Below are 13,937 nucleotides of genomic sequence, written 5' to 3'. Positions count from 1 at the left end.
GGATCAGGCGCGGGGGCGGGAGTCCCCGTCACGCGGGGAGTCGTAGCGCGGGGCGTCGTAGCGGGGCTCGTCGGCGCGGGTGTCGCTGGGGCGGACGAAGTCGCGCGGGGCGTCGCGGTCGTCCGAGCGGTAGCGCTCCTCGTCGCGGCGGCGGTTCTCCTCGCGGGTGTCGTCCCGGCGGTCGGATGCGCTCTCCTCCTTCATGGTCTTGACCTCGCCCTTGAAGATGCGCATGGACTGGCCGACGCTCTTCGCCAGGGCCGGCAGCTTGGTGGAGCCGAAGAGCAGGACGATGACGACGAGGATGATGACGAGGTGCCAGCCGCTGAAGGCGTTTCCGAGCATGTGGTTCACATTCCTTAGGTCACGAAGGCCGGACAGTCGTTGTCGGATTGAGGACGAGTCTATCGTCGGGACCCTGGGGACGGCAGGGAGGGCCGAGCGGTTCACGCGGAGTTCGCCTCGCGCGCCTACCGGTGTTCGCGGGAGCCGACGAGGGGTCGGGCGACCGGAGCGGAGCCCGCCCGCGGCAGGTGGAGCCCGGTCAGCCCTCCGCGTCGTAGGCGGCCGCGGCGCGTGCGGCCCAGTCGGCGACGGCCGCACGCGCCTCCGGCGGGCCGGTGACCACGACGACGCCGGCCATGCCCGCGACGAGCCGCACCAGGCCCTGGTAGTGCGCCACGCGCACCGTGAGCTTCACGCGGCCCGGACTGCCGGGGATCGGCACGGGCCGCTCGTCCCCCACGAAGTCGCCGAGGAGCGGCAGCGCGGACTCCTCCACCTCCAGCGAGACGCGGAGGTCGTCGGGGCTCGGCTCGAACAGGGTGTCGCCGAGCACGACGTCCTGGGGGCGGTGCTCCGGCGGGAGGTCGGTGACGAGGAGCTCGTCGAGGCGGTCGAGGCGGAACGTGCGGACGGCGCCGCGCGCCAGATCCCAGCCGCGCAGGTACCAGTCCTGATCGACCGACTCGAGGCGCAGCGGATCCACGACCCGGCGCTCCGTGCCGCCGCGCGGGCTGCGGTAGTCGAACTCGACGCGGCGCACGTCGGCGATGGCGCGGCGCAGGTCCTCGCGCGTGCGGTCGCCCGCGCCGGCGGCGACGGCGACCTGGCTGGGGCTCGCCGAGGAGCCGCGCGCCAGCTTCGCCATGAGCTGCCCGACGAGGTCGAGGTCGCTGGCGTCGGCCTGGGAGGAGACGTACTGGAGGCCCGCGATGAGCGCCGCCGCCTCGCGCGCGGAGAAGCGCGGCGAGTCGTCGAGGGCGACCATGTGCGTGATGACGATCTGGTCGTTGTCCTCGAAGTCGTCCCAGGCGATGTCGAACAGGTCGCCGTGCTGGTACGACGCGGTGGATCCCGGGACGCCGGAGACGGCGATGAGGCGCACGGCCTGGCGGATCTGCTCGGCCGGCACCCGGAAGTGCGCGGCGGCCTGGGCGACGCTCACCCGCCCGTGGTCGGTGAGGTACGGCACGAGGGCCAGCAGGAAGGCGAGCTTGTCCTGCGCCTGGAGCGGTGCGGCGCGGTCGGTCACGATGCGTCCTCCCGGTGGGCGGCGGCGGTCTCGGCGAGGCGGGCGCGCACGGCGTCGCGCAGCCGCGGCGGCGCGATCACGCGCGCCTCGGGGCCGAAGCCGGCCACCTCGTCCGCGAACAGGTTGGTGTCGGAGTAGTGCACGCGCAGGCGCCCGTCGCCGAGGTCCTCGGTGTCGCGGCGGCGGCGGAGGCGGATCTCCGCGTCGCTGCCGGGCACCACCGACACCTCGCCGACGCCGTTCGCCCACACCCGGTCGAGGTCGGCGAGGGCGCGCTCGGCGTGGTCCTCCCCCTCGGGCGTGAACGCGCGGCTCGTGACGCGGACGCGGTCGACGATGCGGGAGAGCAGGAAGGTGCGCGGGCCGTCGGCGTCCTGGTCGATGCCGTGCAGGTGCCAGCGCCCCTGGTGCTGGACGAGCGCGAGCGGCGCGACGGTGCGGGTCCGCGCGGCGCGCTCCCCGGGCTTGAGGTAGCCGAACGTGACGAGCACGTGACGCTCCAACGCGACGCTGAGCGGCCCGAACGCCGCCTCGCGCGTGCGCAGCCGAGGCGCGTAGCCGATGACCGGGTCGTCCGACTCGACGCCGAGCGAGCGGAGCTTGATGAGCGCGCGGCGCGACTCCCCCGACAGCGACCCCTCGCGCCAGACCATGGCCGCGAGGTTGAGCAGCGTCGTCTCCTCCGGCGTGAAGGACAGGTCCGCGGGCAGCTCGTAGGCGCCCCGCGGGATCCGGTACCGCAGGAGCTGGTTGTTGCCCTCCTGGCCGGGGGACTCGACCGTCTCGAGCGGCACGCCGAGGTCGCGGATGTCGTCCTTGTCGCGCTCGAACTGGCGCTCCAGGTTCGCGTTGTCGCCGCCCGCGCGATACCGCTGGCGGTACCCCTGGACGCTCGAGAGGACCTCGTTCTTGGTCAGGCCCTGCTCGGTGGCGAGCAGCGCCAGCACCAGGCTGAACAGCCGCTCCTCGACCGGCACGGCGGGGCGGGGGGATGACTCGGGCACTCGGATGTCCTCACGGTGGTGCAGCCCCCGGCCGGTGGCGATGCGCTTACTTGCTCGGCTTGCTCGTCCCGAGGATATCCACGACGTAGACCAGCGTGGAACCCGCGGGGACCTTGGCGGACGCCTGGTCGCCGAATCCGTCGCCCGGCGGGACGACCGCGATGACCTGGTCGCCCACGTGCTTGCCGACCAGGGCCTTCGCGAGTCCGGGGGTGACGACGACCGCGGAGGGCGCGGACGCCGACCCGGCCGTGCTCGCGGCGGCGGGGACCTGCAGGGGACCGCCGGCGGCCCAGCTGGATCCGAAGACGGCCTGCTTCTCGGCCGAGGCGCTCGTGCCCCAGACGACTCCCGTGTACTGCATCGTGACGACGTCGCCCTCGGCGACCTCGTCGCCGTCGCCGGCGCGCAGCAGCGCGTCGCGGTAGTCCGTGGGCGGGGTGCTCGGCGGGATCGTGACGCCCGGGACGCCGTCGTCGGTGGTGACGACCGAGGGGAACCCGGCCTGCGCGGGACGCCGGTCGCCGGTGGCACGCTCCGGGAACGAGGAGATGATGTCGACGACGAGGACGAGGCCGTCCGTGGCCTCGAGCCCGCGGGAGGAGAGGTCCTGGCCCGGGAAGACGGTGGAGACCGGCACGGTGACGGCGAGGCGCGAGCCGACCGGCATGCACGTCATCGCGTCCTCGAGGTACGGGAGCCCCTCGTGCAGCGACGCCGTGGTGAAGACGTTCGACCCGGTGGTGCGCGAGTTCGGGGCGACGCGGGCGTACTCCGCGAGCGTCTCGCCCGTCTTGCCGTCGACGATGGAGGCCGCGGCGGTGATGCCCTGGTGCGGCTGAACCCGCTCCCCGTCGCCCGCGACGAGGACGGAGACCTCGGTGCCCGAGGGCTTGAGCGGCGTCGGGAACGTCACGGAGGCGGGGGCGCTGCCCACGTCGCCCGTGGCCTGGACCGCGCTCGAGGAGGTGCCGGGCTGCCCGAGGGGCGTGCAGTCGGCCGCGGAACCGGATCCGGAGCCCGAGGGGCTGCAGGCGGCGAGCGACAGGACGAGCCCTGCGCAGACGGTGAGCGCGGCGGAACGGCGCACGTGACTCCTCTTTCGATGGTGGGGGTGGCCGGCACGCACCCGCGTGATCGGCCCTGTCATCCTAGGCGGTGGGGTCGGCGGGCTCCGGCGCATCGGCCGCGCCGTGGGGATCCGCCGCGCCGCCCGCCTCGGCCGCGTCGCGCGCGCCCGCCAGCTCGGCGCCGTGCTCCGCGATGCGGACGCGCTTGCGCAGGACCTTGTCGCTGACCCGGCGCTCGCCGAGCGAGCCGGGGGTCCAGGCCTCCATGTCCTCGTCGCTGAAGTCCGACTTCGACGCGCGGCGCTTGAGCTGCGGGAGGACGGATCCGGGCGCGAGGCGCCGGGCGGTGATGAGGAAGCCGGTGTGCCCGATCATGCGGTGCTCGGGGCGGACCGCGAGGCCCTCCACGTGCCAGTCGCGGATCATCGTCTCGCTCGCGTCGGGGTTCGTGAAGAGGCCCGTGTCGCGCAGCGCCTCGGCCACGCGCGAGAGCTGCGTGACGGTGGCGACGTAGCAGAGCAGGACGCCGCCGGGCGTGAGCGCCTCGGCCACGGCGTCGACGCACTCCCACGGGGCCAGCATGTCGAGGACGACGCGGTCGACGGAGTGCGGCTCGGTCACGGTCGGCAGCGCCTCGGCGAGGTCGCCGAGCGTGATGGACCAGTTCTCGGGGCTGTGCCCGAAGTAGCTGGAGACGTTGCCGCGGGCCACGTCGGCGAACTCCTCGCGGCGCTCGAAGGAGAGCAGCGTGCCGGTGGGGCCGAGGGCGCGCAGCAGCCACATGGAGAGCGCGCCGGATCCGACGCCCGCCTCCACGACCGTGGCGCCCGGGAACACGTCGGCGAGGCCGAGGATCTGCGCGGCGTCCTTGGGGTAGATGATCGCGGCGCCGCGCGGCATCGACATGACGACGTCGGACAGGAGCGGGCGGAGCGCGAGGCACTCGACCCCAGCGCTGTTCGTCACGACGCTGCCGTCGGGCAGGCCGATGAGGTCGTCGTGGTCGATCATGCCGCGGTGGGTGTGGAACACCTTGCCGGGCTCGAGCAGGATCGTGTTGAGGCGGCCCTTGGGGCCGGTCAGCTGCACGCGGTCGCCCGCGCGGAACGGGCCGCTGAAGCGCGCGGCCGCGGTGTCGACGGTCATGCGCGCACCTCGTCGCGGGTCGGGGCGCCGGCGCGCCGGGCATCGTGGGCGGCCTCGACGTCGGCGAGCGTGCGGCCGGCGAGCGTGTCCCAGAGCACGTAGGCGTCGTCGGCGGGCAGGGGGACGTGGTGCGGGACGGCGATCACGGTGGCGCCCGAGGCCACGGCGGAGGCGACCCCGGGCACCGAGTCCTCGATGGCGACGCAGTCGCGGATGTCCACGCCCAGCAGGTCGGCCGCGGCCAGGTACGCCTCGGGGTGCGGCTTGCTGCGGGAGACGTCGTCGCCGGCGACCACGTGGTCGAACGCGTCGAAGGGGACGGCGTCGGCGACCTGGCGGGCCATGCGGCCGATGGACATGGTGACGAGAGCGGTGGGGATGCCGGCCTCGCGGATCGCGCGGAGGAGCTCGCGCGCGCCGGGACGCCACGGCACCTCGACGAGGATCTGCTCCATCACCCGGTCGCTGAGGCGGTCGATGATCTCGCCCGCGGGCAGGTCGACGCCGGCCTCCTGCAGGATGCGGGCCGAGTCGGGCAGCCCGTTGCCGACGAGCCGGAGCCCGTCCTCGTGCGTCCACGTGCCGCCGAACGAGCCGACCAGCGCCGCCTCCGCCACCATCCAGTAGGGCTCGGTGTCCACGATGGTGCCGTCCATGTCCCAGAGGACGGCCGCGGGTCTGTTGCTGATCACGGGGAGCGAGTCTATCGGGGGGCCGCCGCGTCCTAGGATCGTACGACGACCGCCGGCCGGGTGGTCGGGTCGGAGGGGACGGGAGTCACGTGGCGGATGCCGAGAGGTTCGTGAGCGGACGGCTGCTGGTCGTCGCCTTCGAGGGCTGGAACGACGCGGGCGAGGCCGCCAGCGGAGCCGTCCGGGCGCTCAAGGAGCTCCTCGACCTCGAGGCGGTGTCGTCGGTGGATCCCGAGGACTACTTCGACTTCCAGTTCAACCGCCCCACCATCGGCTTCGCGGAGGACGGCACCCGCGAGCTCGAGTGGCCGGGCGCCACGCTCTACGGCCCGAAGGACCCCCGGCGACCCGCGCAGGACCTGGCCGCCGACGCGCAGCTCGGCGTGAGCGGCGACAACGGCGGCAGCATCCACCTCCTCCTCGGCGTCGAGCCGTCCCGGCACTGGACGGCCTTCACGGCCGAGGTGCTCGACGCGGCACGCGCCGCGGGCGTCGAGGGCGTCGTGCTGCTCGGCGCGCTGCTCGCGGACGTTCCGCACACGCGTCCCATCACGGTCTTCTCCACGAGCGAGAACGCGGACGTGCGCGCCGAGCTCGGCATCGAGCGGAGCACGTACGAGGGACCGGTCGGGATCCTCAGCATCATCGCCCAGCGCGCCGAGGAGATGGGCATGCCCACCGTCTCGCTCTGGGCCTCGGTCCCCCACTACGTGCACAGCGCGCCGTCCCCGAAGGCCACGCTCGCGCTCATCGACAAGCTCGAGGAGATGGTCGACGTCGTGATCCCGCGCGGCGAGCTGATCGAGGAGGCCGCCACCTGGGAGGCCGGCATCGACCAGCTCGCGGGCGAGGACGAGGACATGGCGTCCTACATCCAGCAGCTCGAGCAGGCGCGGGACACCGTCGACTCCCCCGAGGCGAGCGGCGAGGCCATCGCGCAGGAGTTCGAGAAGTACCTCCGCCGCGGCGACGGGCCGCGCGGCCGAGGCGACGACCGCCCGGACGAGCCGTGGCGGCCCCGGGAGCCCAAGGACCCGAAGGACCAGTAGGGCGGCGCCGCGGCGGACCGCGCGGACTCCTGCGCCGGTCAGGCCGCGGGGCTCCCCAGCCGCACGCCGAGCAGCGCGTCGACGGCCTCGACCTCGACGGGCGTCGCGGGCACGCCCGTCGCCACGCGGAGGTCGAGCAGCAGGAGCGCGCCCGGGGTGTCCAGGTCGTCGGCCAGCCGCTCGCGCACCAGCTGCACGAGCTCGCCGGGCTCCTCCGCGACGGCGTCGACGGGCGGCGTCGCCGCATCGACCCACGCGTCCCACGCGGCGAGCCGGGCGACCGACTCCGCGAGGAGCGCGTCCGTCCACTCCCAGTCGGTGCGGTAGTGCTGGGCCAGGAGCGCGAGGCGGATGGCGCGCGGATCCACGCCCGCGGCCCGCAGGCGCGACACGAGCACGAGGTTGCCGAGCGACTTGCTCATCTTCTCGCCCTGGTAGGCGACCATCCCGGTGTGCGCGTACACGCACGCGAAGTCCTCGCCGGTGAGGGCGGAGGCGTGGCCGGCGGACATCTCGTGGTGGGGGAAGATCAGGTCGGATCCGCCGCCCTGCACCGTGACGGGCCGGTCGAGCTTCCGCAGCGCGATGACGGCGCACTCGATGTGCCAGCCGGGCCGTCCGCGGCCGACGACGCCGTCCCACGCGGGCTCGCCCGCGCGCTCGGCACGCCAGAGCAGCGGATCCAGCGGGTCGCGCTTGCCGGGCCGCTCGGGGTCGCCGCCGCGCTCGGCGGAGAGCGCGGACATCGTGTCGCGGTCGTAGCGGCTCTCGTCGCCGAGCGCCCAGGGGCCGTCCTCGCCCGCGCGGGCCACGTCGAAGTAGAGGTCCCGGGCGCCGGGCTCGACGGCGTCGGGGGTGTCGACCGGGTAGGCCGTGCCGCGTCGCACGAGCTCGGCGACGGCGGCCGCGACCTCGTCGACGACCTCCGTCACGCCGACGTAGGAGTCGGGCGGGAGGATCCGCAGCGCCTCCATGTCGGTGCGGAACAGCTCGACCTGCTCGGCGGCGAGATCGCGCCAGTCGACGCCCGTGGCGGTCGCCCGCTCCAGCAGCGGGTCGTCGACGTCGGTCACGTTCTGCACGTACGCCACGTCGTAGCCGCGGTCGAGCCAGACGCGCTGCAGGGTGTCGAAGGCGAGGTAGGTGGAGGCGTGTCCGATGTGCGTCGCGTCGTACGGCGTGATGCCGCACACGTAGAGGCCCACGCGGCCGTCGCCCGCGCACTCGGCGGGACGGACGGTTCCGCTGCTCGTGTCGTGCAGCTGCGGGACGGGCGGCTCCCCCGCGACGGCGGGGACGGCGGTACGTGACCAGGCGCGCACGGGATCAGGCCGCGATCGCACCCGTGCCGAGCAGCACGAGCAGCACGACGCCGAGGGCGACGCGGTAGACGACGAAGGGCATGAAGGTGCGCGTGGAGATGTACCGCATGAGGCCCGCGATGACCGCGAGGCCGACGACGAACGCGATGAGCGTCGCGACCGCGGTCTGGCCCGCGCCCGCCTGGCCGGTCTCGTCGAAGCTCTTCACGAGCTCGTACAGGCCGCTGCCGAAGACGGCCGGTACGGCGAGGAGGAACGAGTACTCGGCGGCGACCGGGCGGGCGTAGCCGAAGGCGCGCGCCGCGGTGGTGGTGGCGCCCGACCGGGAGACCCCGGGGACGAGGGCGAGGGCCTGGGCGATGCCGATGCTCACGCCGTGCCCGTACGTCATGTCCTTCTCGAGCCGGTCGCTGCGGCTGTACCGGTCGGCGAGGCCGAGCAGGATGCCGAAGACGATGAGCACGATGGCGACGATCCAGAGCGAGCGGAACGTGGAGCGGATCGTGTCCTGGAAGAGGTAGCCCGCGATGCCGATGGGGATGGTGCCGATGATGACGAGCCAGCCCATGCGCACGTCCGGGTCGCTCTTCGGCATGCCGCCGCGGAGCGAGCGGAACCAGGCCGACAGGACCTTGCCGATGCGCCTGCGGAAGAACACCACGACCGCGAGCTCGGTGCCGAGCTGCGTGATGGCGGTGAACGTCGCGCCCGGGTCGCCGCCCAGGAAGAGCCCGGCGATGCGGAGGTGCGCGCTCGAGGAGATGGGCAGGAACTCGGTCAGACCCTGGACGAGGCCCAGGATGATCGCCTCGAGATAGCTCAAACGGGTGCTCCCAGTGTCGGGTGGCCCACCTGGGGCTCGGATCTAGTAGTTCAGGAGGAGGTCGCGCAGGACCTGCCTCCCGAAGACTAGTGCGTCGAGCGGGACGCGCTCGTCGACGCCATGGAACATCGCCGGGAAGTCCATCGAGGCCGGCAGCTTGAGCGGCGCGAAGCCGTAGCCGGTGATCCCGAGGAGGCTGAGCGCCTTGTTGTCCGTGCCGCCGGAGAGCATGTAGGGCAGCACCTCGGCCTCGGGGTCGTGCGCGCCGAGGGTGGCGACCATGGCGTCCACGAGCGGACCGTCGAACGGGTTCTCGAGGCCGACGTCCTGGTGCACGATGCGCACCTCGACGCCCTCGCCGGCCAGCTCGCGGACCCGCGCGAGCACGGCCTCCTCCTCGCCCGGGAGCACGCGGATGTCGACCAGGGCCTCGGCCGTGTCGGGGATCACGTTGTGCTTGTAGCCGGCGGTGAGCAGCGTCGGGTTGGTGGTGGTGCGGAGCGTCGCGGCGATGAACTTCGAGGCCGTGCCCGTGGCGATGGCCAGGTCGTCCGGCGTCACCTGCTTCGGGTCGGCGCCGACGATCCGGGCGATCTCGTCGAGCAGCTGGCGCGTCGTGTCGGTGAGGTGGACGGGCCACTCCTCCATGCCGATCCGCGCGACCGCGCCCGCGAGGCGCGTGACGGCGTTGTCGCGGTTGACCTGCGAGCCGTGGCCCGCGGTGCCGGTGGCGACCAGGCGGATCCAGATGAGCGCCTTCTCCCCCGTCTGCAGCAGGTACGCGCGCTTGCCGGCCAGGTCGATGGAGTAGCCGCCGACCTCGCTGATGGCCTCGGTGGCCCCCTCGAACCACTCGGGGCGGTTCTCGACGACGTACGCGGAGCCGAGCACGCCGCCCGCCTCCTCGTCGGAGAAGAAGCCCATGATGAGGTCGCGCTCGGGGGCGCGACCGGAGGTGATGATCTCCTGGAGCGCGGTGATCATCATCGCGTCCATGTTCTTCATGTCCACGGCGCCGCGGCCCCAGAGCATGCCGTCCTTGATGACGCCGCCGAACGGGTCGACGGACCAGTTCGCCGGGTCGGCGGGGACCACGTCGAGGTGGCCGTGCACGACGAGCGCGGGCTTGTCGCGGTTGCGCCCCGGGATGCGGGCGAGGACGCTCGTGCGGCCGGGCGCGGCGTCGATCAGCTCGGGCTCGAGCCCCAGGTCCTTGAGATGCTGCTCGACGTACTCGGCGGCCTCCGTCTCCCCCTCCGACCGGCCCTCGCCGTGGTTGGTCGTGTCGAACCGGATGAGGTCGCGGGCGATCCGCGCGGTGGCGTCGAGGTCGTCGGGGAGCGTGTCGGTCATGGGTCCACGCTATCGAGGCCGGGCACGGGCGTCCGGCCCGGCGGGTGGTCGAGAGGCCTCCCGAGCCGTGCTAATGTCGTCTCTCGGCAGCCGGAGACGGCGGGCCGCACATCCTGTCCGGATGGCGGAATTGGTAGACGCGCTAGCTTGAGGTGCTAGTGCCCGTATTAGGGCGTGGGGGTTCAAGTCCCCCTTCGGACACACACGAGAGCCGGTCGGATCCACGAGGATCCGACCGGCTCTTCCTCGTTCCCGGCCGGCTCGGCCACCGCCCGGCTACAGTCGCTCTCGGCCCGCGCGACGGGCCTCCGACCCGAGAGCGAGATCGCATGACCGTCGTCGACAGCGCCGTGTACGTCCAGGGGGTCCGCACGGCGGATCCGGAGAGCCTCGACGAGACGTTCGAGGTGATGCGCGAGCGCCAGGGCCTCGCGTGGATCGGCCTCTACCGCCCGGACGCGGACGAGCTCCACCACGTCGCCGCCGAGTTCGGGCTGCATCCGCTCGCGGTCGAGGACGCCCTCACCGGCCACCAGCGGTCCAAGATGGAGCGCTACGGCGACACCTGGTTCGTCGTCCTGCGGCCCGCGCGCTATGTCGACGCCGATGAGCGCGTCGAGTTCGGCGAGCTGCACGTGTTCGTGGGGCCGGACTTCGTGGTCACCATCCGGCACGCCGAGTCGCCCGACCTCTCCGCCGTCCGCCACCGCCTCGAGGACGACCCCGAGCTGCTCGCGCTCGGCCCCACCGCCGTCCTCTACGCGATCCTCGACCAGGTCGTCGACGAGTACGGGCCCGTCGCCGCGGGCCTCGAGGACGACGTGGACGAGATCGAGGACCAGATCTTCGGCGCCGATCCCGACGTCTCCCGCCGCATCTACGCGCTCATGCGCGAGGTCACGGCCTTCCAGCGCGCCACCGCGCCCCTCGGGGCGATGCTCGACGACCTCCGCGCCGCCGCCGAGCGGCGCGACGTGGACCTCGAGCTGCGCCGCGGCTTCCGTGACGTCCACGACCACGTCATCCGCGTCGCCGAGCGGGCGGACGCCTTCCGCACGCTGCTGCAGAACGCGCTGACGGTGCACACGACCCTCGTCGGCCAGCGCCAGAACGACGAGATGAAGAAGCTCACCGAGACGAGCCTCGCGCAGAACGACCAGGTGAAGCGCATCTCGTCCTGGGCGGCCATCCTCTTCGCGCCGACGCTCGTCGGCACCATCTACGGCATGAACTTCACCAACATGCCGGAGCTGAAGTGGACCTACGGCTATCCGCTCGCGCTCGGCCTCATGGTCGTGATGGGCGGCATCCTCTACGCGGCGTTCCGGAAGCGCGGCTGGATCTGATCCGCGGGCCGGTCGGCCGCCCGGCGCGCCGATAGGGTGACGGGATGCGCGTCGTCGTCATCGGAGCCACCGGCCACATCGGGACCTTCCTCGTCCCCCGCCTCGTGGACTCCGGCCACGACGTCGTCGCGGTCAGCCGCGGCACCCGCGAGCCCTACCGCGTGTCCCCGCTCTGGGACCGCGTCGAGCGCGTCGCCGTGGACCGCGAGGCCGAGGACGCGGCGGGCACCTTCGCGGAGCGCATCGCCCAGCTGGCGCCCGAGGTGGTCATCGACCTGGTGTGCTTCACGCCGGAGTCGGCGCGCCACCTCGTCGAGGGGCTGCGCGGGCGGATCCGCCACCTCGTGCACGTCGGCAGCATCTGGACGCACGGGCTGAGCTCCTCGCTCCCGCTCCGCGAGGACGACGTCAAGGAGCCGTTCGGCGAGTACGGGGTGCGGAAGGCGGAGATCGAGCGCTACCTGATCCACGAGTCCCGGTCCGGCGGCGTGCCGGCGACGGTCGTCCACCCCGGCCACATCAGCGGCGGCGGCTGGCCGGTCATCACACCCGTCGGCAACCTCGACCCCGCCGTCTGGACCGCGCTGGCCACGGGCGCGCCCCTCGCCGTCCCGGGCTCGGGAAGCGAGACCATGCACCACGTGCACGCCGACGACGTCGCGCAGGTCGTGCAGCTGGCCGTCGTGAACCGGGAGACCGCCGTGGGCGAGAGCTTCCACGCCGTCTCCGAGCGCGCCATGTCCGTCCGCGGGTTCGCGCGCGCCGCCGCGGCCTGGTTCGGCCGCGAAGCCGAGCTGGAGCACCTCGACTGGGACGCGTTCCGCGCGCGCACGGCACCCGAGCACGCGGACGTGAGCTGGGAGCACCTCAGCCGCAGCCACGTCGCCAGCATCGAGAAGGCCCGCGACGTGCTCGGCTACGCGCCGCGGTACACGAGCGAGGAAGCGGCCCGCGAGGCCGTCGAGTGGATGGTGCGGGCGGGCCAGCTGGACGTGCCGCTCCCCCGCTGACCGGTTCGCGGCGTGCTCGCGCGGTCGTCCCCGCGCCCGCGCCGCCGGGCCGCGTCAGACGAAGCGGGCGTCGAGCACGAGCCGGGTGCGGACCGCGAGCAGACGCTCCGGCGCCATGGGCGTGAGGCCCGGCAGGCCCGCGGCCACGTGGTCGGCCAGGAGCGTGCGTGCGACCGCATAGGCCGGGAGCGCGTGCGGGTCGTCGGCGCCGTGCAGCACGACGGGCGCCGCGCCGAGCACGCCGGAGGGCAGCGACAGCACGAGTCCGACGACGGGCACGTCCATCTCCCGCGCCAGCGCGCGGGCGCGCGCATCCAGCCCCCGGAGGACGTCGGCGCGCGCCGCCGGGTCCGTCGCCGCCGCGGATCCGGCGGGCACCGACTCGACCGCCACGAGGCCCTGCGGCCCGAGCACCAGGTGGTCGACGGCATCGCCTGAGCGGGGCACGGAGACCCCGTTCCAGAACGCGTAGGAGGGCCCGAGCTCCATGAGCTCGCGCGCGGTCTCCTCCTGGGCGACGGCGGCGCGGAGGGCGGCCGCGGCCTCCTCGGGGACCTCCGCGACGAGGTCGGGCGCGTAGGCGTCGGCCTCGAAGCGGCGGCGGAGCCCCGCGAGGCGCGTCAGGCGGTCGCTGTAGGCCGCCATCAGGTCGGGGTAGGCGCGGAGGGCCCGCTCGTGCCCGAGCACGTCCTCCTGGAGCCGGCGGGCGGCGACGCGGCGCGGCTCCTCGGAGCGGAACCACGCGCGGCCCACGGGTCCGGCCAGGGCGAGCCCCGCGGCGGCGCCGAGCACCGCGCCCCCGAGCGCGCCCGTCGCGCCGAGTCCCGAGACGAGGAGCACGACGGCGAGGAGCGCGGCCAGCACGGGCGGGGCGATGACGCGCGTCCGCCGCACGTACGGACCGGGCTCGCCCGAGAGCGCCGGGCCGCCCCGGGGCGGGACGGGCGACGCGGGCACGACGGGCTCGGCCGGATCGGCGAGCCACTCGCGCACGAGCGACAGGTAGCGGAGGCGGGCGAAGCCGCCGGGGTGGCCGAAGCTGCGGGTGCGGGCGGCGGGTCTCTCCCGGGGCGCTCCCGGGCGACCGCGGCGCGAGGCGGGATCCCAACCGGATCCCGCGGTCGACTCCGGGTGCGCGGGGTGCGCGCGTCCCGCGGTGCCGTCCTCCTTCGCCGCGGGCGCGTCGCGGAGGCCGCGTTCGTAGCGAGCGCGGCTCTCGGGGTCGCCGACGGCCTCGAACGCGGCGCGCACCGCCTGGAACGCGTCCGCGCTCCCGCCCATGTCCGGGTGGGCGGCGCGGACGCGGCGACGGTAGGCCCGGCGGATCTCCTCCTGGGACGCGGCGGGATCCACGCCGAGCACGGCGTACGCGTCGACGTCGCGCGACGGGACGGGCATGGGACTCCTCGCGGGCGCCGGTCGGGCGGCTCCCAGGATGACGAGCGTAGGCGAGGTCGCCTGGGCGACGCCCGAGCGCGGCATCCGCCCCCGTCGCACCTCTCTGCCACGGGCGCGCCCGCCCGCGCCGCGCGCGTGATACCAGCTCGACCCCTGTGCCCGCGAACTTCTCGCCGTCAGCCTGCCTGCG

Annotated in this window: 13 protein-coding genes and 1 tRNA gene; 4 read left to right on the top strand and 10 right to left on the bottom strand. The window is 74.0% G+C overall.

Going from position 1 to position 13,937, the window contains the following annotated elements; translation table 11 throughout:
- Nucleotides 1–3: 3 nt before the first annotated feature.
- The 6 genes from tatA to AWH51_RS09515 all read right to left on the bottom strand — a co-directional run bounded on the left by tatA (nucleotide 4) and on the right by AWH51_RS09515 (nucleotide 5,446).
- Nucleotides 4–345: a Sec-independent protein translocase subunit TatA gene (tatA, locus tag AWH51_RS09540; protein ID WP_063071837.1), complete on the bottom strand. Its 342-nt coding sequence runs from the start codon at nucleotides 343–345 to the stop codon at nucleotides 4–6.
- A 199-nt stretch (nucleotides 346–544) separates the two neighbouring features.
- Nucleotides 545–1,534 carry a helix-turn-helix transcriptional regulator gene (locus AWH51_RS09535; RefSeq protein ID WP_063071836.1) on the bottom strand — a complete coding sequence of 330 codons (990 nt, stop codon included), beginning with the start codon at nucleotides 1,532–1,534 and terminating at the stop codon, nucleotides 545–547.
- Entirely contained in the window at nucleotides 1,531–2,538 is a 1,008-nt protein-coding gene (locus AWH51_RS09530; RefSeq protein WP_063071835.1) for a helix-turn-helix transcriptional regulator, read from the bottom strand. Before AWH51_RS09530 ends, AWH51_RS09535 begins: the two co-directional genes overlap by 4 nt.
- A gap of 46 nt (nucleotides 2,539–2,584) precedes the next feature.
- A complete protein-coding gene (locus AWH51_RS09525) occupies nucleotides 2,585–3,628 on the bottom strand; it encodes an FKBP-type peptidyl-prolyl cis-trans isomerase (protein ID WP_063071834.1) in 1,044 nt (347 codons plus the stop codon).
- A 61-nt stretch (nucleotides 3,629–3,689) separates the two neighbouring features.
- Complete coding sequence (locus AWH51_RS09520) at nucleotides 3,690–4,754, bottom strand: tRNA (adenine-N1)-methyltransferase (RefSeq protein WP_063071833.1); 1,065 nt, start codon at nucleotides 4,752–4,754, stop codon at nucleotides 3,690–3,692.
- Entirely contained in the window at nucleotides 4,751–5,446 is a 696-nt protein-coding gene (locus AWH51_RS09515) for an HAD family hydrolase (RefSeq protein WP_063071832.1), read from the bottom strand. The genes AWH51_RS09520 and AWH51_RS09515 overlap by 4 nt, the downstream gene beginning before the upstream one ends.
- Nucleotides 5,447–5,535: 89 nt before the next feature.
- Between AWH51_RS09515 and AWH51_RS09510 the strand changes: the two genes are divergently transcribed.
- Nucleotides 5,536–6,495, top strand: a complete 960-nt coding sequence (locus AWH51_RS09510; protein WP_063071831.1) for a PAC2 family protein — start codon at nucleotides 5,536–5,538, stop codon at nucleotides 6,493–6,495.
- Between the two features lie 38 nt (nucleotides 6,496–6,533).
- Here AWH51_RS09510 and mshC read toward each other — a convergent pair whose 3' ends face one another.
- From mshC to AWH51_RS09495, 3 genes are read right to left on the bottom strand one after another with little or no spacing between them, the layout of a single operon-like run.
- Nucleotides 6,534–7,817, bottom strand: a complete 1,284-nt coding sequence (gene mshC / locus AWH51_RS09505) for a cysteine--1-D-myo-inosityl 2-amino-2-deoxy-alpha-D-glucopyranoside ligase (protein ID WP_063071830.1) — start codon at nucleotides 7,815–7,817, stop codon at nucleotides 6,534–6,536.
- 4 nt (nucleotides 7,818–7,821) lie between these two features.
- Nucleotides 7,822–8,640, bottom strand: a complete 819-nt coding sequence (locus AWH51_RS09500; protein ID WP_063071829.1) for an undecaprenyl-diphosphate phosphatase — start codon at nucleotides 8,638–8,640, stop codon at nucleotides 7,822–7,824.
- Nucleotides 8,641–8,682: 42 nt separating this feature from the next.
- On the bottom strand, nucleotides 8,683–9,993 hold the full coding sequence (locus AWH51_RS09495; RefSeq protein WP_063071828.1) for a M20/M25/M40 family metallo-hydrolase: 1,311 nt from the start codon (nucleotides 9,991–9,993) through the stop codon (nucleotides 8,683–8,685).
- 115 nt (nucleotides 9,994–10,108) lie between these two features.
- Between AWH51_RS09495 and AWH51_RS09490 the strand changes: the two genes are divergently transcribed.
- The 3 genes from AWH51_RS09490 (at nucleotide 10,109) to AWH51_RS09480 (ending at nucleotide 12,349) form a co-directional block, all read left to right on the top strand.
- A tRNA-Leu gene (locus tag AWH51_RS09490) sits at nucleotides 10,109–10,194 on the top strand.
- Nucleotides 10,195–10,322: 128 nt separating this feature from the next.
- Nucleotides 10,323–11,339, top strand: coding sequence for a magnesium and cobalt transport protein CorA (locus tag AWH51_RS09485; RefSeq protein ID WP_063071827.1), 1,017 nt, complete (start codon nucleotides 10,323–10,325; stop codon nucleotides 11,337–11,339).
- Between the two features lie 44 nt (nucleotides 11,340–11,383).
- A complete protein-coding gene (locus tag AWH51_RS09480; protein ID WP_063071826.1) occupies nucleotides 11,384–12,349 on the top strand; it encodes an NAD-dependent epimerase/dehydratase family protein in 966 nt (321 codons plus the stop codon).
- Nucleotides 12,350–12,403: 54 nt separating this feature from the next.
- On the opposite strand, the gene AWH51_RS09475 is transcribed toward AWH51_RS09480, so the two are convergent.
- Complete coding sequence (locus AWH51_RS09475; RefSeq protein ID WP_063071825.1) at nucleotides 12,404–13,747, bottom strand: J domain-containing protein; 1,344 nt, start codon at nucleotides 13,745–13,747, stop codon at nucleotides 12,404–12,406.
- Nucleotides 13,748–13,937 lie beyond the last annotated feature (190 nt).

This window comes from Clavibacter tessellarius, from assembly GCF_001618005.1.
Lineage (GTDB): Bacteria > Actinomycetota > Actinomycetes > Actinomycetales > Microbacteriaceae > Clavibacter > Clavibacter tessellarius_A.
The sequence above is the reverse complement of the archived record's forward strand: the minus strand, read 5'-3'. Positions and strand labels throughout refer to the sequence as shown.

What these genes read in the sequence shown, in the direction of transcription:
- AWH51_RS09495 (WP_063071828.1), bottom strand. Translation starts at nt 9,993, where the DNA reads ATGACCGACACGCTCCCCGACGACCTCGACGCCACCGCGCGGATCGCC.
- AWH51_RS09475 (WP_063071825.1), bottom strand. Translation starts at nt 13,747, where the DNA reads ATGCCCGTCCCGTCGCGCGACGTCGACGCGTACGCCGTGCTCGGCGTG.
- AWH51_RS09485 (WP_063071827.1), top strand. Translation starts at nt 10,323, where the DNA reads ATGACCGTCGTCGACAGCGCCGTGTACGTCCAGGGGGTCCGCACGGCG.
- tatA (WP_063071837.1), bottom strand. Translation starts at nt 345, where the DNA reads ATGCTCGGAAACGCCTTCAGCGGCTGGCACCTCGTCATCATCCTCGTC.
- AWH51_RS09480 (WP_063071826.1), top strand. Translation starts at nt 11,384, where the DNA reads ATGCGCGTCGTCGTCATCGGAGCCACCGGCCACATCGGGACCTTCCTC.
- AWH51_RS09520 (WP_063071833.1), bottom strand. Translation starts at nt 4,754, where the DNA reads ATGACCGTCGACACCGCGGCCGCGCGCTTCAGCGGCCCGTTCCGCGCG.